This window comes from Cupriavidus sp. YR651 (assembly GCF_900101625.1).
GTDB lineage: Bacteria > Pseudomonadota > Gammaproteobacteria > Burkholderiales > Burkholderiaceae > Cupriavidus.
Map to the genome: position 1 here is coordinate 94,559 of NZ_FMYZ01000005.1, position 21,315 is coordinate 115,873.

General features: G+C 67.5%; 16 protein-coding genes. 6 read left to right on the plus strand and 10 right to left on the minus strand.

Translation table 11 applies throughout. From position 1 onward, the window contains the following. Position 1 precedes the first annotated feature (1 nt). A complete protein-coding gene (locus BLR29_RS15510) occupies positions 2-2,257 on the plus strand; it encodes a xanthine dehydrogenase family protein molybdopterin-binding subunit (RefSeq protein ID WP_092137913.1) in 2,256 nt (751 codons plus the stop codon). A 135-nt stretch (positions 2,258-2,392) separates the two neighbouring features. After that, positions 2,393-3,718, plus strand: a complete 1,326-nt coding sequence (locus BLR29_RS15515; RefSeq protein WP_092137914.1) for an Nramp family divalent metal transporter — start codon at positions 2,393-2,395, stop codon at positions 3,716-3,718. A 24-nt stretch (positions 3,719-3,742) separates the two neighbouring features. On the opposite strand, the gene BLR29_RS15520 is transcribed toward BLR29_RS15515, so the two are convergent. From BLR29_RS15520 to BLR29_RS15530, 3 genes are all read right to left on the minus strand, one after another. Further along, positions 3,743-4,573: a tetratricopeptide repeat protein gene (locus BLR29_RS15520; protein ID WP_092137915.1), complete on the minus strand. Its 831-nt coding sequence runs from the start codon at positions 4,571-4,573 to the stop codon at positions 3,743-3,745. Positions 4,574-4,596: 23 nt separating this feature from the next. Next, positions 4,597-5,496, minus strand: a complete 900-nt coding sequence (locus BLR29_RS15525) for a non-homologous end joining protein Ku (protein WP_092137916.1) — start codon at positions 5,494-5,496, stop codon at positions 4,597-4,599. A gap of 171 nt (positions 5,497-5,667) precedes the next feature. Then, on the minus strand, positions 5,668-6,654 hold the full coding sequence (locus tag BLR29_RS15530; RefSeq protein WP_092137917.1) for an AraC family transcriptional regulator: 987 nt from the start codon (positions 6,652-6,654) through the stop codon (positions 5,668-5,670). A gap of 169 nt (positions 6,655-6,823) precedes the next feature. Between BLR29_RS15530 and BLR29_RS15535 the strand changes: the two genes are divergently transcribed. Then, positions 6,824-7,363 carry a carboxymuconolactone decarboxylase family protein gene (locus BLR29_RS15535; protein ID WP_092137918.1) on the plus strand — a complete coding sequence of 180 codons (540 nt, stop codon included), beginning with the start codon at positions 6,824-6,826 and terminating at the stop codon, positions 7,361-7,363. Between the two features lie 475 nt (positions 7,364-7,838). After that, complete coding sequence (locus tag BLR29_RS15540; protein WP_092137919.1) at positions 7,839-8,279, plus strand: MarR family winged helix-turn-helix transcriptional regulator; 441 nt, start codon at positions 7,839-7,841, stop codon at positions 8,277-8,279. Positions 8,280-8,340: 61 nt separating this feature from the next. On the opposite strand, the gene BLR29_RS15545 is transcribed toward BLR29_RS15540, so the two are convergent. Next, a complete protein-coding gene (locus BLR29_RS15545; RefSeq protein ID WP_092137920.1) occupies positions 8,341-9,258 on the minus strand; it encodes a LysR family transcriptional regulator in 918 nt (305 codons plus the stop codon). Positions 9,259-9,359: 101 nt separating this feature from the next. Here BLR29_RS15545 and BLR29_RS15550 point away from each other — a divergent pair, with 101 nt between their 5' ends. Then, complete coding sequence (locus tag BLR29_RS15550; RefSeq protein ID WP_092137921.1) at positions 9,360-10,340, plus strand: glutathione S-transferase family protein; 981 nt, start codon at positions 9,360-9,362, stop codon at positions 10,338-10,340. A gap of 11 nt (positions 10,341-10,351) precedes the next feature. Here the strand turns inward: BLR29_RS15550 and BLR29_RS15555 are convergent, their stop codons facing one another. The 3 genes from BLR29_RS15555 to BLR29_RS15565 form a co-directional block, all read right to left on the minus strand. Beyond that, positions 10,352-12,190: a flavin monoamine oxidase family protein gene (locus tag BLR29_RS15555; RefSeq protein ID WP_092137922.1), complete on the minus strand. Its 1,839-nt coding sequence runs from the start codon at positions 12,188-12,190 to the stop codon at positions 10,352-10,354. After that, positions 12,187-13,500, minus strand: a complete 1,314-nt coding sequence (locus BLR29_RS15560) for a c-type cytochrome (protein ID WP_092137923.1) — start codon at positions 13,498-13,500, stop codon at positions 12,187-12,189. Before BLR29_RS15560 ends, BLR29_RS15555 begins: the two co-directional genes overlap by 4 nt. 81 nt (positions 13,501-13,581) lie before the next feature. Further along, positions 13,582-13,767, minus strand: coding sequence for a DUF2970 domain-containing protein (locus BLR29_RS15565; RefSeq protein ID WP_092138242.1), 186 nt, complete (start codon positions 13,765-13,767; stop codon positions 13,582-13,584). Between the two features lie 225 nt (positions 13,768-13,992). Here BLR29_RS15565 and BLR29_RS15570 point away from each other — a divergent pair, with 225 nt between their 5' ends. Then, positions 13,993-15,423, plus strand: a complete 1,431-nt coding sequence (locus tag BLR29_RS15570) for an aminotransferase-like domain-containing protein (RefSeq protein WP_092137924.1) — start codon at positions 13,993-13,995, stop codon at positions 15,421-15,423. Between the two features lie 94 nt (positions 15,424-15,517). On the opposite strand, the gene BLR29_RS15575 is transcribed toward BLR29_RS15570, so the two are convergent. The 3 genes from BLR29_RS15575 to BLR29_RS15585 form a co-directional block, all read right to left on the minus strand. Then, on the minus strand, positions 15,518-17,104 hold the full coding sequence (locus BLR29_RS15575; RefSeq protein WP_176860969.1) for an ABC transporter permease/substrate-binding protein: 1,587 nt from the start codon (positions 17,102-17,104) through the stop codon (positions 15,518-15,520). 128 nt (positions 17,105-17,232) lie between these two features. After that, complete coding sequence (locus BLR29_RS15580; protein ID WP_092138244.1) at positions 17,233-17,577, minus strand: cupin domain-containing protein; 345 nt, start codon at positions 17,575-17,577, stop codon at positions 17,233-17,235. Positions 17,578-17,599: 22 nt separating this feature from the next. Next, positions 17,600-21,310, minus strand: coding sequence for an FtsK/SpoIIIE family DNA translocase (locus BLR29_RS15585; RefSeq protein ID WP_092137925.1), 3,711 nt, complete (start codon positions 21,308-21,310; stop codon positions 17,600-17,602). Between the last annotated feature and the right edge of the window lie 5 nt (positions 21,311-21,315).

Below are 21,315 nucleotides of genomic sequence, written 5' to 3' on the forward strand. Positions count from 1 at the left end.
CATGGATCGCCGCACTTTTCTCAAGGGTTCGGGTGGGTTGGTGGTGTCGTTCACGCTGCCGGGACTGCTGGCCCCTGCCAGTGCCCGGGCGCTGACCGCCGTCGATGCCGCCGGACAGACCGTGACGAAGGCGTCCACGGTGAAGGGCCAGGTCGATGCCTGGCTGGCGATCGCGCCGGATGGCCGCGTGACGGTGTATAGCGGCAAGGTGGACCTGGGCACGGGCGCCCGCACGGCGCTGGCGCAGATGGTGGCCGAGGAACTCGACGTGCCATTCGGCAACGTCGACATGATCATGGGCGACACGCTGCTGACGCTGGATCAAGGCCAGACCGCCGGCAGCCTGACGATCCAGGACGGCGGCGGTACGCTGCGACGGGCGGCCGCCAGCGCGCGGCAGGCTCTGGTGTCGCGCGTCGCGGCGCAGTGGGCCGTCTCGCGGGAAGCGTTGACCGTCACCGACGGCGTCGTCGCCACGCGTGCCGGGGATCGCCGCATCGGCTATGGCGAACTCGTCGCCGGCAAGCCACTGGAGGTGGCGCTGGACCCCAAGGTGCCGCTGAAGGCGCCAGCAGACCGCAAGCTGGTCGGCAAGACCGTGGCGCGCGTCGATATCCCCGGCAAGGTCACCGGCCAGTTCACCTTCATGCAAGACTTCAAACTGCCCGGCATGCTGCATGCGCGGGTCATCCGCCCGGCCGGACCCGGCGCGCGGCTGGTCAGCGTCGATGAGAACTCGATCCGCGACCTGCCCGGCGTGCGCATCGTCCGCAAGCAGGACTTCCTGGCCGTGCTGAGCCCGAGCGAATGGGGTGCGGTCAAGGCCGCGCGCCTGCTGAAGGTGCAGTGGGACGACCAACCGCACTTCCCTCCGCAGGACCAGATGTACACCTACTGGCGCGGGTTGCCGGTGAACAAGGTGGAAACCGCCGCCGACAAGGGCGACACCGCCACGGCGCTGGCCGGCGCCAGCAAGCGGCTCAAGGCGACCTACGAGTTTCCGCCGCATACGCACGGGTCGATCGGCCCCGCCTGCGCCGTGGCGGACTTCCGCGACGGCCAGTGCACGATCTGGTCGGCCGCGCAGTCCACTCACTCGCTGCAGGGGGAGATCGCTGTCACGCTTGGCCTCGACAAGGCAAGCGTCCGGCTGATCTATCTGGACGGCGCCGGCTGCTATGGCCGCAATGGCCACGAGGATTGCTCGGCCGATGCCGCGCTGGTCTCGCAACTGGCCGGCGCGCCGGTGCGCGTGCAATGGATGCGCGCCGACGAGCACGGCTGGGACCCCAAGAGCCCGCCGACCGCCATCGACCTCGAGGGCGGCCTGGACGCGCAGCACCGTCCGCTGGCGTGGAAATCGGACTTCTACGTGGCGGCGCAGAAAGGCACCATCGAGGAATTTCCGCTGCTGGCGACGATCACGTCCGGTATTCCCCGCGCCTCCTACGTTACCGGCAATATCCAGAAGAACGCGGACATCCTCTACACATTGCCCAACGTCAGCACCAAGGTCCACAAGCTGACCGACAGCGCATTCCGCACGGCGCACCTGCGCTCGCCGGGCCGGCTGCAGAACGCCTTTGCCAACGAAGCCTTCTTCGACGAACTGGCCACCGCGGCCGGTGCGGACCCGCTGCAATGGCGGCTGGATTACCTGCCCGATCCGCGCGCCCGCGCCGTGCTGGAGGACGTGGCCAGGCTGGCCGGCTGGAATGCGAAGACCGCCCGCGCGATACGCCGCAAGGGCGATCCGCGCGATGTGGTGCGCGGCCGTGGTCTGGCATTCGTCCGCTACGACAACGACCGGACTTACGTGGCCACCGTGCTGGAAGTGGCCGTCAACAAGAAGGATGGCCATATCCGCGTGACCGACGTCTGGTGCAGCCATGACTGCGGGCAGATCATCAACCCCGACGGCACACGCAACCAGATCGAAGGCGGCATCGTCCAGACCATCAGCCGCGTGCTGCTGGAGGAATTGCAGTTCGATGCGCATCGCGTGACGTCGCTCGACTGGGCCAGCTATCCGATCCTGCGCTTTCCCGACGTGCCCCGGATCACGGTCAGCCTGATCGACCGCCCCGAGGCGTCGCCCTGGGGCGCCGGGGAAATGGCGCCGGCGACGATCCCGGCCGCGATCTCCAACGCGGTCTTCGCCGCCACGGGCGTGCGGCTGCGCTCGGTGCCGTTCCTCCCACCCAAGCTGCTGGCCGGGCTGAAGGCCGCGCCGGCAAAGGGGCGTGCGACGGCCTGAGCGGCGCGCGGACAGCGCTTATCGGAGTATTAGCGAGATCCAATTGGGAATCATGGGCGGGCGCGCCCACAATGCTTCGCATAGGTGGCTTTGCCAGCCTTGCCACCTGTACGAGACATTTGCGCGCCCCGGACCATGCCCCCGACCCTCGACACCCCCGCCCTGCCCGCTGCCTCGCCTGCCACCGTCGGCGATGCTCCGGCGGCACGCGTCCCGCGTTCGCGCGCCGCCTTCCTGGGCGCCGGAGCGCTGGTGGCCGTGGGCTACATGGACCCGGGCAACTGGGCGACCGCCATCTCCGGCGGAGCCAGGTATGGCTACAGCCTGCTGGTCGTCGTCGCCACCGCCAGCCTGGTGGCAATCCTGCTCCAGTGGATCGCCGCGCGCCTGGGCGTGGTCACCGGGCGCGACCTGGCGCAACTGAGCCGCGAGCGGTTTTCGCGGCGCACCGTGGTGGCACTCTGGATCGCCAGCGAGATCGCGATCATCGCCTGCGATGTCGCGGAAGTCGTCGGCAGTGCCGTGGCGCTGCAACTGCTGCTCCATGTGAACCTGTGGGTCGGCGTGCTGATGTCGGCCGTCGCCACCGTGGCGATGCTGGCCGTCCAGCGTCACGGGCAGCGCACGATGGAAGCGATGGTGGCCGGGCTGATCCTGCTGGTGGCGCTGTGTTTTGTCGCGCAACTGGCGATGGCCCAGCCCGACTGGGCCGCCGTGGCCGGCGGCTTCGCGCCGTCCCCGGAACTGGTGCGGAATGCCGGCATGGTGTGGCTCGCGGCGGGCATCGTCGGCGCCACCGTAATGCCGCACAACCTTTACCTGCACTCGTCGCTGGTGCGCCGCCACGCGCCCCGGCAAGGCAGCGCCGGCACGCGTCGCCGGGCCATGGTGCAAACGCTGCGCGGCGTCAATCTCGACACCTTCGGCTCGCTGGGTTTTGCTTTCCTGATTAACGCGGCGCTGCTGATCGTGGCCGCCGCCGTCTTCCACGCCAACGGCATCACCGAGGTCAGCGACCTGGCCGATGCCCATCGCCTGCTGGCCCCGCTGCTGCACTCGGACCTGGCCAGCCTGATGTTCGCCGTGGCGTTGCTGGCCTGCGGACTGAATTCCACGCTGACGGGCACACTCGCTGGCCAGGCGGTGATGGAAGGCTTCCTGAACCTGAAGATGTCGCGCGTGCGCCGCACACTGCTGACACGCGGGCTGGCCATCGTACCGGCGCTGCTGGCGGTCTGGCTGTTCGGCGAGCATGGGTCGGCCCAGTTGCTGGTGGCCAGCCAGGTGGTGTTGAGCCTGTCGCTGCCGCTGGCCGTGGTGCCGCTGATCCGCTTTGGTGCCGATCGCGGCCTGATGGGCGAATGGCGCGTACGCGGCGTGGCGCTGGCGCTGGCCTGGGCATCCGCCGGCCTGATCGTGCTGCTGAACGGCGCGCTGCTCTGGCAAGGCGCGATGGCCTGACGGGGGGCATCTCCGCCGGCGCGCCTACACCACAGGCTCAAGCTTGCGGTACTGGTTGTAGTGGCGGATGGCGCGATGCGGGTCGCCCAGTTCCTCGTGCAGCCGCGCGGCGTTGTAGTGCGCATCGGCAAAGTCCGGGGCCTGGTCGATGCACGCGTGGTAGCTCGCCAGCGCCTCGCGTCTGGCGCCAGCATCCTCCAGTGCGACGCCAAGGTTGAAATGCAGCATGGGCTGCGTCGGCAGGTGTTCCAGCGCCACGCGGTAGCGCGTCACGGCCTCGTCGAATCGCCCCTGCTCGCACAACAGGCAACCCAGATTCAGCCACGCATCGAGGTAGTCGGGCGCAGCCGTCACCGCGCGCTGGTAAGCCGCCTCCGCGCCGGCCGGATCGGTCGGCTCCAGCGACACGGCGTGGTCGAACCACGTGACGGGGTCGTCCGGCGGCGCCTGCTTGCGTGGCCGACGCAGATCGACGACGGCACCGCTGCCCGCCGCGTCATCGCTGCCGGCCGCGTCCAGGTCCAGCACGAACTGCCCGGTATCGACATGCCAGCGCCCCTGCCGGTCGTGGACCGTGACGTCGCCACCGACGGCGGTCACACGCAGGCCAGTCGGCGGGCGCCCCTCGCCCAGTCCCTGCAAGCGCCTGAGCGACCGCGTGATATGACGTGTGGGAATGCGCGACTCTCGCAATGACTGCGCCGTGCGCAGCAGCACGATGTCCTGGAACGAAAACCGGTACTCATGCCGCGTGCCGCGCCGGGGAGCGATGACGCCCGCCGCGATCATCGCGGTCACCACGGTACGCGGGATGCCAAGCAGCGCCTGAACATCCCGCATGGAATAGGCTTCCATTGTCGCGCCAGTCCCCTTGCCTGCTATTTGCGCGCCGCGCGCCGGGGCGCCTCGGCCACCGTCGCCGCCGCCCGCTTGGCGGTCTTGCGTGGCGCGGGCTCCGCCGTGGACTTGGCGGCGGTCTTGCCGGCCGCCGGCTGCCGCTTGTTGGCGCCGATGCTCTTGCGCAGCGCCTCCATCAGGTCGATCACTTCGCCGCCTGTTGCCGGCGGGGCTTCAGCGGCCACGGTGATCTTCTTGCCGGCGATCTTCTTGTCGATCTGCGCCAGGATCCGCTGCTTCTCCTCGTCCGTGTAGGCCGACGCGTCATACCCCTTCACCGAGTTCTGCTCGATCAACTGCTGCGCCAGCGCCAGTTCGGCCGGCAGCACGTCCGTGCGTTCCACATGCAGGTCCGCCATGTCGCGCACCTCGTCCGCATAGAGCAGTTGCTGCAGGATCAGGCCGTCGTCGCCCACGCGGATCTGCACCATGTACTGCTTGCCCTTCCACGACCACTTGGCCAGCGCGCAGGTCTTCGTCTTGCGCATGGCCTCCGACAGCAAGTTGTAGGGCTTGGCGCCGCGCTTGTCCGGCCCCAGGTAGTAGGCCTTGTCGTAGTAAATGGGATCGATGGCGCCGGCCGGCATGAAGGACACGATGTCGATGGTCTGCTCGGCCGCCTCTTCCAGCGCCTTCAGCTCGTCGGGGTCGAAGGTCACGTAGCGGTCCTTGTCGAACTCGTAGCCCTTGACCATGTCGGCCCGTTCCACGACCACGTCTTCCCTCAGGCAGATGTACTGCTGACGCAGGCGCGATCCGCAGCCCTTGTGCAACAGGTTAAAGCTGATCGCGGACTTGCTCTCGGTGGCCGAGTAGACCTTCACCGGGATGGAAACGAGCCCGAAGCTGATGGATAGCGAGGCGATGGAACGTGCGGCCATGGCGCATACCTCCGGTGAAGCACCTGTCATTCTGGCCAGTCTAGTCCGCCACGCCCGATCAGTTCCAGCCGCCAACAGTGCAAGTGCCGGAGGGGCCGCGCCAGCGCCGGCGTTGTGCCGATTGGGCGACTCGGACAGACAGGGCACGCCATTGCTAACCGCCGGCAAACATCATGCGCCGGCCGGCGCCCCGCCCGCGCGTTGCGCGCGATGCTGCCGCCGATACGCGCCGGGGCCGATCCCGAAATGCTGTGTGAAGACGCGACCGAACGCCGCTTGCGAGGCATAGCCGCATTGCTCGCCGACTGCGGCGGCTGACAGCCCGTCCTGGCGCAGCAGCCGCGCGGCGCGCTCCATGCGCAGCGTGGTCACCAGCTCCAGCGGCGTGATGCCGCCGAGCTGGGCAAAGCGCCGCGCCAGCGTGGCACGCGAGACATTGCAGACCTCGGCCAGACTGTCGACCGTCCACGGCGCCTCCGGCGCTCGCACCACGGCCTCGACCGCGCGCGCCATGCGTGCGTCGGCCATCAGTGCGATCAGGCTGTGCGCCACGCCACCGCGCGCGATCAACGTGCGCAACAGCACGGTAAACAACGTGGTGGACAGATCCGCGACGATCGCCGCCCCGCCCGGCCGTGGACGGTCCGTCTCCGCGTGCATCATGCCGATCAACCCGCGCAACCAGCCGCCATCGTTGCCATCGTTCTGATCGTTGCCATCGTTGCTTGCGACTGACGGGTCCGGATCGGCCGTCGGAATGCACAGCACTTCCGGCAGCGTGCGCAGGAGGATGTCCGCGGCACTGCCCAGCACGAAGGTGCCACACAGGATGTCCAGCGGCGCGGCCGCGCCAGGAACGGTGACTTCCGTCACCACGCCATTGAAATGGCGCGATTCCGTGACGCGCCGCTTGCTCGCATGTCGCCCGGTCAGCGTATGGGCCGCACCGTGCGGAAACAGCAGCACGTCGCCCGCCGACACCCGCAGGCGATCCTTGCCCACGGTGACTTCGGCTTGCCCGTCCAGAACGACGTGATATGGGATATGGCCCGGCGCGGCCTGCGCATTGAACGCCGACCACGCGCCAGCCACGCGGCAATGCAGATCCACGGTGCCTGACGGCGCCAGCAGGCGGACCAGTTCACTCAGGCTGTCCATACGCTATCCATGAGTCACCCTTGCGTGGAAATAGAGTTGAGACGAATAAGCAAAAACATGAACCTATTCTAGTCAATACGTATCGCCTCCACACCTACCATTGAGTCCAAGGAAGCGCCACACACTCACCGGCGAATCCGCTAACCGGAACCCCCAAGGAGATACGATCATGACCACCCGCCTGCACACCATCGCCATCGAAGACGCCACCGGCCAGACCGCCGAGCTGTTCGGCGCCATCCGCAAGGCCGTCGGCAAGGTACCGAACGCCTACGCAACCATCGGCAGCAATGCCCCCGCCGTACTGGCCCAGGCGCTGCAAACCGGCCAGGTGCTGAAGAGCGGCACACTGTCGGCACGCGAACTCGAGGCCATCAACCTGTCCGTGAGCCAGGCCACCCAGTGTGACTATTGTCTGGCGGCCCATACGCTGATGGCCAAGGGGGCTGGCTATACCACCGAGCAGACCCGCCAGTTGCGCCAGGGCAACTATCCGGAAGACGCGAAGATCGATGCGTTGACGCGGTTTGCCGTGGAACTGGTGACCACGCGGGGCACGTTGCCGGCCAGCAGCGTGGATGGCCTGAAGGCGGCCGGCTACACGGACCGTCAGGTTGTCGAGGCCGTCCAGGCGATCAGCGCGATCCTGTTCACGAACATGATCAACCGCGTCAACGACACGACGCTGGACTTCCCTGCGGTCAACTGAGGCCGCGCACCGGAGCGCTACACCGCCACGTGCAGGGTGTTCCGGCGATCTCGAAAACTGCAACCCGTTGCCGACGCTGCAGCGCCCCGACCGGCGCGCGGCGTCGATTTGCATTGGGATGCTCGATTATTTCTGCCATACCGGCCGGATTTCGTACTGCGCGGCAGTTTTAGTCTTTGCAATGCATTCCTTCTACATCGACAAACAACAAAATTGAATTCTCAATCTGCGCAGAATTTGCCAGACTGGTGTCCGACGATCGTCCGAGCCAGATGAAGGACGATGGATGAGCAGTGGATTCACCGTGGGAGTCCGGGGCGTTGCGGATGATGATGCGTGACGAGCGCGACGGGCGGGACGAAAGCGGCTCCGCCAAACGGCCCCGCCAAAGTGATTCGGGTGGCAGGACGCCCCAAGGTGTCTTGACACTTTCTGACTTATCAAATAGTTTTCAGTGCAACACAAGGAAACGGCAGTGAAGCACTACACACGAGACAACTTTCAGCTCACACAGAGCATCGGCTTCCATCTCAACAAGGCACGCAACAGCCTGCTGATGGAAATGGATTCGGCGCTGCGCCCGCTCGACATCAACGGTCAGCAGATGGGCATCCTGCTCTCCCTGACACGTGGCGTGGCGAGCACACCGTTCGAGATCAGCAAGCTGCTCGGGATCGACAGTGGCCTGATGACCCGCATGCTCGACAAGCTTGAGGAAAAAGGCCTCCTCGAGCGCAGCCGCAGCATCGATGACCGCCGGGTGGTCAATCTGACGCTGACCGAAAAAGGCAAGGCCGTCGCCGCCCAGATCCCCGAAATTGCGCCGGAAGTGCTGAATCAGCGGCTGAAGGAGTTTTCCGAGGCGGAATTCCTGGAATTCCGCCGGCTCCTGCAGAAATTCGTCTCGACGCGCTAAGAGGCACTGCACCGCCACCGTCACCGGTGGCTTTTTTGTGCCATCGCCGCGGCTGGCGTTGTCAGAAGCGCACCTCGGCACCCTGGACCAGGCGCTTGGCCAGTCTCGGCTGGCTGAGTTGATCGAGCCACCATTGCAGGGCCCGGCCATCGTTGTCCCCCCGCCAGCCCAGATAGAGCACATTAGGCTCGCGCGGATCCACCGTCTTCTTTTCCACAAGCTCGCCCTTGGCCAGCAGTCCGGCCACCCGCTGCCGTGGCAGCCAGCCGACGCCCAGTCCTTCGCGCTGCGCGAGGATCTTGGCCCGCATGCTGGGTACCGCCAGCGCGGCCTGCCCGCCCACCACGCCATAGCCGCGTGCCGCCGTCTGGCGCGAGGTGTCCGCCACGACCACGGCGCGATGTTCAGCGATCTGGTCGCGCGTCAGCGGCGTCTTGACCGCCGCCAGCGGATGGCGCGGCGACACCGCGAATACCCACTCCATCACCCCCAGCTCGGCCCAGCGCAGATCGGGCATACCGGGCGGTTCGTTAGTCGCGCCGATCACCAGGTCGGCGCGACCGTCGCGGAGCGCTTCCCAGGTGCCACCGAGCACTTCCGTCGTGAGACGCAGCGCGACGCCCGATTTCAGGCCGTCGAAGGTACGGATAACGGGCAACAGCAGCTCGAATTCGAGCAGTTCGTCGGAGACGATCCAGAGCCGGTCTTCCCAGCCGCTCGCGATCTGGCGCACGCGTTGCGTCATGCGCGACACATCCACCATGAGGCGCGCCGCCTCCTGCGCAAGCAGCCGGCCGGCCGGCGTGAGCTGGAGCCGGTAGCGGCGCCGGTCGAACAGCAAGGCATCGAAGCGCGATTCCAGCTGACGGGCGGCGTGGGATACCGTTGACGGCGCCTTGCCCAGCCGCGCGGCCGCCCGGGACAAACTGCCGCTCTCCCGGATGGCTTCCAGCAACGCCAGTTCGTCCTCGCTCAACATGTTCAATCCTGTCGAATGTCTTGGTCAGCAGAATCGTACGGCAGGCGGTCGCGGATCGTCCACACTGGCGCTATCTGATTTCACATCGCCAAGGATGCATCATGGGACTTCTGGTCAACGGCCACTGGCAGGACAAGTGGTATGACACGGCCTCCACCGGCGGCCGCTTTGTCCGCAGGGACGCGGCCTTCCGCAACTGGGTAACGGCCGACGGCGCGCCGGGCCCGAGCGGCACCGGCGGATTCCGCGCCGAGCCGGGCCGCTACCACCTCTACGTCAGCCTGGCCTGCCCGTGGGCGCACCGGACACTGATCCTGCGCAAGCTGAAAGGGCTGGAGGACATGATCGGCGTGTCGGTGGTGCACTGGCTGATGCGCGAGGAAGGCTGGACATTTGCCGATGGGCCGGGCGTCGCGTCGGACACGGTCAACGGCGCACGCGTGCTGCATCAGGTCTACACGACGGCGGCGCCGGACTACACGGGCCGCGTCACGGTGCCGGTGCTCTGGGACAAGCAACGCCAGACCATCGTCAACAACGAATCGTCCGAGATCATCCGGATGTTCAACAGTGCATTCGACGGCGTGGGCGCCGCTCCCGGCGACTACTACCCGGAGGCGTTGCGCGCGGAAATCGATGCAATCAATCCCCGCATCTACGACAACGTCAACAACGGGGTGTACAAGGCGGGATTCGCCACCTCGCAGACGGCGTACGAGGAAGCGGTCGCCCCCCTGTTCGATACGCTGGACTGGCTGGAAAACCATCTGGCGACGCGCCGCTTTCTGGTCGGCAACGTGCTCACCGAAGCCGATATCCGCCTGTTCACCACGCTGATCCGCTTTGATGCGGTGTACGTGGGCCACTTCAAATGCAATATCCGCAGGATTGCCGATTATCCGAACCTGTCCGGCTACGTGCGCGATATCTACCAGTGGCCTGGCGTGGCGCCGACGGTCAACCTGGAACACGTCAAACGGCACTACTACGAAAGCCATCTCACGCTGAATCCGGCGGGCATCGTGCCGGTGGGACCGATGCAGGACTTCATGGCCCCGCATGATCGCGCACGGCTGGCCTGACTGTGGCGTCGCTACGCGGCCGGAGCGGTCAGCGATGACACCGCGCGCGAGGCCTGCTCCACCGCGCCCGTGACCGACGGACTCCCCGCCGTATCGGCGCCGGCAATGCGGATACTGCCCACGCCACGTCCGGCCTGCTCCAGCGCCGCCTGCAGCGTGGCGTCATCGGGCGAGAGACTGCCCGGCATGTAGCTGTAGCCGTGCGCCCAGCGGTTCACCGTGATCCCGCGAATCGTCGCCGCCGAGGAAAAGCCACCCGGTGCGAGCATGCGATCCAGTTGCGCGCGGATCTCGTGCTCCAGCGCATCAAATGGCGTCCCCAGCAGGAACGCCCGTCCGGCGCGGAAGCGCTCGCGTGCACTCATCCCGCTGTCCGGCACGGTCGGCACGTAAAGCATGTGCAGAACGACCGGGTCGCCGGGATCGCCGGCCGCTTCAAGCCACAGATCGGAATAGGCCATGGTTGGCGCGTGAATGCGCCAGGTCTTGAGCGCATCGAACGCGCGCCAGTGATCGAGCGCCACCTTGGTGTAGACGACGGGCGCCTTCACGCAGGACCGTAGCGTCGCCTTGGCGTCGTCCGGCAGCGTCGGCAGGATGAACGGCACCATCATGTTGTAGCCGGCCACCACCACGTGCTGGGTTTCCACGCGCTGCAGATTGCCCTGCCAGCCGTAGGTGACGCGGGTGAGCCGTACATCGGGCTCGATGGCGAGCGCGGTGCTGTTGAGCCGGATGCGCACGCGACTGCCGCTGACATCCAGCCGGCTGTAGTCGAAGCGAGCATTGGCGCCTTCGCCCGCTCGCCCCGATGCCGCGCCGGGCACCAGATTGTTGACGAGGGCGCGTGCCAGCGAGGCATTGCCGTCCGGAAACCACAGGCGCGAAGCCGGCGACTTGCCAAGGCGCGGATCCACCGCCGGCGCTGGCATGTTCGCCCCGGCAGGCAGGCCGATGGCGATCGCCTGCGCCACGGAAATGCCATCGGCATCGAGCGCGTAGGCATCCTGGCTGCGGCTGCGCAGGAAGCGCACGCCGGCCAGGCCCACGCCGGCCTTGTCGCGCAGGAACGTGGCGTAGCGCGTGGTTCGCAGGTAAGCCGACCGGCTCTCGGGTGGCATGCCGGAGAGATAGTCGACCTGCGCCTGCGTCAGCCGTATCAGGGCCTGGCGGTCCGCGGCCGGTAGCGGCGCGGCATCGAGGAAACGTGCCAATCCATCGGAAGACGTCGGCGCCCCGGCATTGCTGGCATCGATCCAGTCGGCCAGCGGGTCGCCGGACAGCCACTGGTCGCGCCCGAAATGCTCCGCATCAAGGAATACCGCCCTGCCCAGCCCGCGCCGGACGTAGCCGTCGCCGGGGCGGGTCTGCGCCGGAATCGACGGCGTCAGGCCGAGACCCGACAGCATCTCGCGCATCGCTGCATTGTCGGTGGCGGACGGCGGCATCTCCGCGCTGCCGCCATAGGTCACCAGCGTGCGGCCCCGGACCGTGAACTCGTTGCGCTTGGCGTGCCCGCCGAAGTCATCGTGATTATCGAGAATCAGGATTCGCCGGTCAGCGCCGAACTTGCGCCGGTAGAACCAGGCCGCCGCCAGCCCGCTGATGCCGCCCCCCACGACCACGAGGTCATAGGACTCGCGGGCCAGGACCGTCGGATACTTCGCACCCTCGCGCGCAAGACTGTGCGCCAGCGTAAACGTGCCGGCATGATTGCCACGCAGCCCGGTCAGCGCCGGCGGATAGACCGGCGCCGTGGCTTGTGCGGCCCGGAGCAGCCCGGCGGGCGTCATGCCTGCGGCGATGGCCAGCGCGCTCCCGTTCAGGAAGTCTCTGCGAGTGATGGTCATGGGGATGAGAGCGGCTTGTTGGCGTTGGCCGACTCGGGCGCACGCGTACCCAGTGCCTGCCGGCGCGCGGCGACCGTGCCTTCCGAGACCGGCTTGGCGCGATTGCCCCAGTTGCTGCGGATGAAGGTCAGCACGTTGGCAATCTCCTGGTCTTCCATCGTCCAGCCGTAACCCGGCATGTGGTAGTCCGTGGGTGCCGTGTTGACACGCGCGGTCACCGCGCCGTCCAGCAGCAGGTTGATCAGCGATGCCGGGTCCGGGTCGGCCACCGTCGGATTGCCGGCCAGCGGCGGGAAGACGCGTGCAAAGCCCTTGCCGCTGGCGTGATGGCAAGGCATGCAGAACGTGGCGTACTGGCGCGATCCGGCGGTGTCGAACCTGCCGGCCTCCAGTTGTGTCGTCATCGTCGGGTCGTAACGGAACGGCTGGGCTTCGCCCCGGGCGCCGGGCAAGGATTTGAGGTAAGTCGCCACGGCGTCCAGGTCGTCGGACGCCATGTGTTGCGTGGAGGAAGCCACGACCGTCGACATCGGGCCGAATGACGTGGCATGGGCATTGCGTCCGGTCCGAAGGTATTCGGCGATCTCCGCCTTCGACCATGCCCCCAGGCCGGTGATCTGGTCGCCGGTCAGGTTGGTGGCCGACCAGCCCTCCACGGACGCTCCTGCCAGGAAATATCCGCTGCGTTCGTCGGTGCCTTTTTCCCCGTGCAGCATGCCGCGCGGCGTATGGCAGGCGCCGCAATGCGCCACCGCCTGCACCACATATGCGCCACGGTTCCACGCCGCGCCTTTCGCCGCATCCGTCCGCACCGGGCGATCGGAGAGATTCAGCCAGTTCCACGGCACCAGCAGCCAGCGCATGCTGTACGGCCAGCGCATGTCGGCATCCATGTTGGTCTGGCGGACCGGTTTCACATCGGCACGCAGATAGGCATACAGCGCCGCGACGTCGTCCCGCGACATCTTTGCGTATGAGGTATACGGCATGGCCGGATACAGCCGCTTGCCGTCGCGCGCCACGCCATGGCGCACCGCGCGGTCGAAATCGTCGAGGGAATACTTGCCGAGCCCGGTCTCCGCATCCGGCGTGATATTGGTCGAATACACCGTGCCGACGCCGGTGCGCAGGGCCAGCCCGCCCGCCATCGGCGCCCCGCCCTCGCGTGTATGGCAGGCGGCGCAGTTGGCGATGCTCGCCAGATACCGGCCACGTGCGATCTGGTCTGCCGGCGCGGACGCCGCCGCGTGGGCGCCGGCGCTGGTCAGGACAAGGATGGCGGCTGACAGCCACCGGCCGTAGGGGCGCATGAGGAGGGCGTGAGGGTTGGCGTCAGGTTGGCCGTCGGGGCAAGTCGCTGCAGTCATCACGGGTCACGGAATGAGCGTAGCTCAGCCGTGCGAGACGGCCCAGTGTGCCAGCAATACCAGGCATCCGACCAGCCCCGCCGCCATGCCGATTCCGGTCAGGATCAGCGGCACCGGCCGCACGTTCTGGAGGTCTTGTTCGTACGCCTGCCCCTTGCGCAGGCCGAAGAAGCCCCAGAGGACAGTGGCAATCAGTCTGAGTGGATGCACGTGCGAGCTCCCGTCGTGGCCATGCCTTTCGGCAGATATCGCAATCATGCCGCGATGCACCGTGAGGGAACAGAATCAGCCTCGTGCGATTCATACGGATCAGAAGCCCGGAAAATCCACCCGGAGTTATCGGATCAGCACATGATCTGCAATAATTCTGCGTATCAGTTGTCCGCCCCCCCCAAGACGACCAGCACGACCCGGAACGCCCCCGAACGCCCCCACATGAAACGATACGAAGCCCTGGCCGAAACCCTGGCGCAAGACATTCGCAACGGCAGCCTGCCAGCCGGCACGCGGATGCCGTCGATCCGCAAGACCGTGGCCCAGTATGGCGTGAGCCCTTCCACGGCCTTCCAGGCCTACTACCGGCTGGAAGAACGCGGCCTGGTGCGCGCCCGCGAGCGGTCCGGCTACTACGTGGCAGGCCCGACTGGCCGTACGCTGCCCCCGCCCAAGGCGCGCCCGTCGCAAAAGGTGTCAACGGAGGTGGATATCTCCCGGCTGGTTTTCGCCGTGCTGGAGGCCGCGCGGGACCGCGAACTGGTGCAGTTCGGCTCCGCCTTCCCCTCGCCCGAACTGTTCCCGTGGAATCGCCTGGGCAAGTCGCTTGCCCGCGCCGGCCGGGACCTGGACCCGTGGTATTCCGTCAACGACCTGCCGCCCGGCAATCCGGTGCTGCGCCAGCAGATCGGCCTGCGTTACCTCGGCGCCGGTGCGCCGCAGCCCACCGACGACATCATCGTCACTAACGGCGCCCTGGAAGCGCTGAACCTTTGCCTGATGGCGGTCACCCAGCCGGGCGACGTGGTGGCCATCGAGTCGCCAGGCTTCTACGCCGCGCTCCAGGCGCTGGAACGGCTGAAGCTCAAGGCCGTGGAAATCCCCGTCGACCCGGTCGACGGCGTGGACCTCGACGCCCTGGAAGCCGCAATCGGGCGCCATCCGATCAAGGCGTGCTGGTTCATGACGCAGTTCCACAACCCGACTGGCGCCAGCATGCCGGAGGACAAGAAGCAGGCATTGGTGGCCCTGCTGACCCGGCACCAGGTGCCGCTGATCGAGGACGATGTGTATGGCGAGCTGTACTTTGGCGATCGCTGCCCCTTGCCGGCCAAGGCGTTCGATACCGACGGGCTGGTCATGCACTGCAGCTCGTTCTCCAAGACACTTTCGCCGGGATTCCGCATCGGCTGGGTGGCGCCGGGCCGGTTTGGCGAGGCCATTCGCCATCTGAAGCTGATGACTACGCTGTCAGCCGGTGTGCCGACGCAGGTCGCGCTGGCCGAGTATCTGCAACACGGCAGCTACGACAAGCATCTGCGCCGCCTGCGGCATGTGCTGGAGACCCGGCAGGGGCAAATGATCACCGCCATCGGCCAGCATTTTCCGGACGAGGTACGCGTCTCGCGGCCGGACGGTGGCTACTTCCTGTGGGTCGAATTCGCCAGCGGCTTTGACGCGCTGGCGCTGCATCGCGCGGCGCTGGCGGAAGGCATCGCCATCGCACCCGGCCCGATCTTCTCCGCACGGCAGGGATACCGGAATTGCATCCGGCTGAACTACGGTCATGCATGGGATGCGCGGGCCGAAGCGGCGGTGGCCACGCTGGGGGCGCTGGCGCGCGCGCAGTCGGTCGCGGCGGCGCGACGGTAACGGTGCGCGGGCCTGTGGCCGGCATCCACGGTCATCACGGCGTGCCGGTCTGCAGGTGGTGCGGTAAGGCGCGGTCCGGGGCCACCAACCGCGATCAGGCGTGCCGCTCGCGGCCCCAGAACATCTCCAGCAGGCCGAAGCCCGCCTGCACCACCAACGCCAGCACGGCGGCAGGAATCGCCCCGGCCAGCAATTGCGTGGAATCATTCAGCGCCAGTCCCGTGGCGATGCGTTCCCCGAATCCACCAGCCCCCACGAAGGCGGCAATCGTCGCCGTGCCTACGCTGATAATGGCGGCCGTCTTGATGCCGGCCAGGACGATCGGCATTGCCAGCGGGACTTCGACATACCGGAGCACCTGCATCGACCGGAATCCCAACGCCCGCGCCGCATCGCGCATCCCACCCGACACCTGTTGCAGGCCCGTGCATGTGTTGCGGACGATCGGCAGCAGCGCATAGAGAAACAGCGCGACCATCGCCGGCCAGACGCCAATGCGACCCAGCAACGGTATCAACATGGCCAGCAGCGCCAGCGACGGGACCGTCTGCAGCACGCTGACGGTAGCCAGCACAACCTGCCCGAGCCGGCGCCGCCGCGCCGCGACGATGCCCAGCGGCACACCAATCAGCGTCGCCACGCCCACCGCCCCCATCACCAGCGCAACATGGCGAACTGTCAGTCGCCATGTGTCCGCGCTGAATAGCGTGGCGGCAAGGCCGCCGCGTCGTGCGTCCGCCGGAATCGCCTGCGCATTGGCGCCCTTCGACTCCGCATTCGCGCTGGCACCCGGGTTGGTGCCCGGGTTGGCATTCGACATGGCATTCGGGTTGCCTTGCAGATTGCCGGCCAGGAATTGGCGCGCCACGGCAACAAAAGACTGGCCATCAATCTCGGCCGCGGCGTTCATGTCGATCATGTCCGCCACGCGAATCTTGCCCGCGAGGCCCTCCAGCGCTTGCCACATCCCCGGGTAACGCCGTGGCACATCGAGCCGGTAGACCACCACCGCGTCGTAGCGCGGGAAGAAATGCAGGTTGTCCTCCAGCACGCGGAGATGGAATCTGCGGATCTTGGCGTCGGTGGAATAGATGTCGGTCGCATCGATCTGCCCCTGCGCCAGCGCCTCGTAGGCAATGCCGTGATCGATACCTGCCGGCCGCTGCGGCAGGCCATAGCGTCGCGCCAGTCCGGGCCAGCCGTCGACGCGGCCGAGGAATTCATGGGACAGCCCCAGCCGCATCGCGGGATGCCGGGCCAGATCGGAGAGCGTGGCAACGTCGCGGCCACGCGCCTCGGACACCGCAATCGCGTAGGTGTTTTCGAACCCCAGTGGGATGGCGGCTGCCAGCCCCATCGGCGCCAGCGCCAGGTTGATCTGGGCGAGCGTGGCGCCGAGCGGCAGCTTCAGGATCTCGCTGGCCAGCGTGCCGGTGTAATCGGGATAGAGGTCGATGCTTCCGGCCTTGATCGCTTCAAAGACGATCGCCGTATTGCCCAGCCCTTGCAGGTGCCGGGCTTCGCCATGGGCGGCGGATGCGGTCTGGGTGAGGATTTCGCCCAGGATGTAGGACTCGGTGAAGCGCTTGGAGCCGACGCGCAGCGTGTCCGCCTGCGCGGCATGCCCGGTGAGCGCCATCGATAGCGCCAACAACAGCGCCACCAGCCACGCCGCCGGCATTGGCGGGCATGGCCGCCGGAGGCGCGGTACGGAGATTCGGAAACGCTGCGGAAGCAATGGCAAGCGGGGATCTCGCATCGGGATTTCCCGCCATCATAAGGGGATCGCCCGCCCAGCGCCCGTCGCGCCTAGGGTTTCGCCGTGAAATGCACGGCCAGCCAGACGGTTGGCTGCGCCGGATCGGTCCAGGCGACGCGATGCCGGCAATGCGCGGGCAGATGGAGCCAGTCGCCCGGCACCAACTTGTGCATGGCTCCGGTATCGGTCTCCACGGCCCCGCTGCCGGCGACCACGAGCACCCATTCGTCCTGCGGATTGTCGTACCAGAATCCGGGCGGACTGGACTGGCCATTGGAGACGATGCGCTCGATCGTCACCTCGCCGGCAGCCTGCCGTTGCAGCAGCGCCGTGAAGACCTCGTCCGGCGCGCCGGACGGCACATCGTGCAGGAGGTTGCCGTGGGAGGTCGCCATGATCGCCATGCGTGCAGTGGCCTCAGTCGCCCGCCCCGGGTGCGAGCACCTCGCGCGTGCCGTTGCGACCCATCGGCGATACCAAACCGGCTGCCTCCATCTGCTCGATCAGCCGCGCAGCCCGGTTGTAACCAATCCGCAATTGCCGCTGGACCGACGAGATCGACGCCCGGCGCGAGGTCAGCACATACTGGGCCGCCTCGTCGTAGAGCGGATCGGCCTCGCCATCCCCACCGCCATCGCCAAACAGGTCGGCGCCGCCGGCATCCGGCGTATCCCCGGCCAGGATGGCCTCGTCGTAGTCCGGCTCGCCAAACTGCTTCCAGTGCTCCACCACGCGGTGCACCTCGTCGTCGGCCACGAAGGCGCCGTGCACCCGCTGCGGATAGCCGGTACCCGGTGGCAGGAACAGCATGTCGCCCTGCCCCAGCAGGCTTTCCGCGCCCATCTGGTCCAGGATCGTGCGCGAATCGATCTTCGACGACACCTGGAACGCCACGCGCGTCGGGATGTTCGCCTTGATCAGGCCGGTAATCACGTCCACCGACGGCCGCTGCGTGGCCAGGATCAGGTGGATGCCGGCGGCGCGGGCCTTCTGCGCCAGCCGCGCGATCAGTTCCTCGATCTTCTTGCCGGCCACCATCATCAGGTCCGCCAGCTCGTCAATCACCACCACGATCAACGGCAACGTGGACAGCGGCTCGGGCGCGTCCGGCGTCAGCGAGAACGGGTTGGGCACCTTCTCGCCGGCGGCCTCGGCCGCGCGGATCTTCTGGTTGTAGCCGGCCAGATTGCGCACGCCCAGCGCGGACATCAGCCGATAGCGCTTTTCCATCTCGCCCACGCACCAGTTGAGCGCGTGCGCGGCCTGCTTCATGTCCGTGACCACGGGCGCGAGCAGATGCGGGATGCCCTCGTAGACGGACAGTTCCAGCATCTTCGGGTCGATCATGATCATGCGCACGTCTTCCGGCGTGGCCTTGTACAGCATCGACAGGATCATGGCGTTGACCGCGACCGACTTGCCGGAGCCGGTCGTGCCGGCCACCAGCAGGTGCGGCGCCCGGGCCAGGTCGGTCACCACCGGGTTGCCGGTGATGTCCTTGCCCATCGCCAGCACCAGACGCGATGCGTGCGCCTGGAACGCGGCGCCGGTGACGATCTCCGAGAGCCGGATCATCTGCCGTTTGGCGTTTGGCAGCTCCAGCCCCATGCAGGTCTTGCCGGGGATGGTTTCCACCACGCGGATCGACGTCACGCCCAGCGCGCGCGCCAGATCCTTCATCAGACCCACCACCTGCGCGCCGCGCACGCCCATGGCCGGATCGACCTCGAATCGCGTAATGACGGGGCCGGCACTGGCGCCGACCACCGATACCGGCACCTTGAACTCGGCCAGACGCTGGGCGATCAGTTCGCCCGTCTCCTGCAGCCGCTCCTCGGATACCTGTTCCCCGCTATCCATCGCCGCTTCCAGCAGGTCGCCGCCAGGCAGGCGATAGTCGACGATGCGCGGCGGCGCCGGAGGTGCCGGGGGCACGGGATAAGACACCGGCAGCGATGGCACCAGCGGCGACGACGACTGGATGGCCGGCGCGGGCGCGAGCGGCACGGTCTTGCCAACCACCGCCTGCAGCACGATGCGCGGCTTGGGGGTGGCCTGCACGAGCGCATTGGCGTCGAGCACCGCGGCGCCGGCATCCTCTTCGACTGGCTCGACGTCCGGCGATGGCGCCTCGGCCGCGACGGCGGTCATGGCATCGGTGTTGTCGCTGGCGTCGGTGCTGTCGGCGTTATGGGGATGGTCGGTATGGTCGTCGTTGTCGGCAGCGTTGGTGGTATCGGTGCTGTCCTCGGTGTCGGACTCCATGGCATCGGCAGCGGACGCCATGGCCTGCGCGACCGCCTCGGCCGACGATTGCACTGGTGTGCCGGCCTCGGCCACCACGGCTGCCACCTCGTCTGCCACCTCATCTGCCACCGTGACATCAGCCGCCGTAGCAACCGTAGCAACCGCATCAAGCGCGGCCGCAGGGACACCCTCTTCTGCAGCCTCATCGTCCGATGCAACGGCCGGCACGGCTTCGGCGACGGGCGCCGAGGTATTCGATTCGACCCCGGGCGCTGCCGTTACCCGGATGGCTGCGGCCTCTCCTGTTGCGACGGCTTCTCCAACTACGACGGCTTCCTCTGCCGCAACGGCTTCCACGGCGTCGATGGCTTCCGTGGCCGACATGGCTTCCACCGTATCGGGCTGCTCCATATCTTCAGCATCGAGCGGCCGCGCGGCCAGCGCGCGCAGCTCGGCCAGCAGCTCCATGGCTTCCTGCCGGATGGCGGCCATGGTCACGGGCGACTCGGCACGGTCTTCGTCGCTGGCTTCGGCCATGTCGTCGATTTCCGTCACGATCGCCTCGGCCCGCGCCACCGCACCAGCCCCGGTCCCGGATTCGGACGAAGCTGCGGACTCGGACAAGGATTCGGGCGAGGATTCGGATGAGGACGTTGGCTCGGCTACGGCCTCGGCTCCAGCCTCCGCGTCAGCCCTGGAGACGTCCTCGGATGTGGCGAGCACGGCAACTGCGGCCGGATCGATGACCACGACTTCCGGCGCTTCGTCCATTGTTGCCGGAACCGTTGCGACCGGCGCCACGGCAACCGCCGCGGAAGTCGCCATCGCCTCGGGCAGCGTAGTGACGGCGGCACGCAGGCCGAGCTGCGGATTGCGGAAGGGGCTGCTGACGACGGTGGCTCGCGCGGGCGCCGGTTTCGACGTCGTTGCAGCGGCCGGCGACGGACGCGCGGCGGCGGATGAGATTGCCGATGCGGCTGACTGCATCGATGCAGCGTGAGACATGTGGCCGGCGTGGCCTGCTGGCGTCATCGGCTTCGCCGCGCGTGCCGATGCGGTCGACGCAGCCGACACACCTGACGCACCCGCCGACGCGGGCGGCACGACAGCCGCTGGCGCAGCGGATGTCGACGTGGTCGCGGCGCGTGCGGGTGCTGGCTTCACCGCACCCGGCGCCTCGGCATGATGCAGCCAGATTTCACCCGGCTGCGGCGGCGACTGGCGTGTGCGTGGAGGCGGCTCCCACGCCGGCTGACGGCGTGCGGAAACGGCCTCGATGCCCTTGTGTCGCGGCGGCGTGGGATTCCAGCCCGCCGACGAATGCGTCGGCAGCGACGTGGTCTCCCAGCGATCCACGGACTCGCGCGAGCCGGGCTGCGCGGAAGTTGCGGCATGCGACGTGCCGATGTCGGCGCGGAAATCTCCGCCGACGTCGCCACGAAGCTCGCTGCGACCGGCCCCACGGAAATCGGCGCGGGCGTCGGCTCGGGCGTCGTTACGCACCTCGGGACGGCCTTCGTCGGCAGCGGCGCGCGGCTTGCGCAGCAGGAACAGGCTGCGCCAGGTCTCGCCGAACACCATCGGTGCAGCCAGGCCCAGCACGGCCAGCATCATCAGCAGCGAACCCGTCCAGCCCAGCAGGCTTGCCGCGCCGCCGGCCAGCGCATGGCCCACTGCGCCGCCCGCGGCAGCGCCCTCGCCCTCGCCTCCTGTCAGCGATTCCAGCGTTGCGCTGGCGCCCAGCACCAGCAGCGTACCCAGCCAGACGCGCAACGAGCCACGACCGAACAGCCGGCGATCGCCTGCAAGCGCGCGCCCCACCATTCGCCAGACAAGCGGCAACAGCCAGAAGGTCGATAATCCGAACCAGCCCAGACCCATGATTG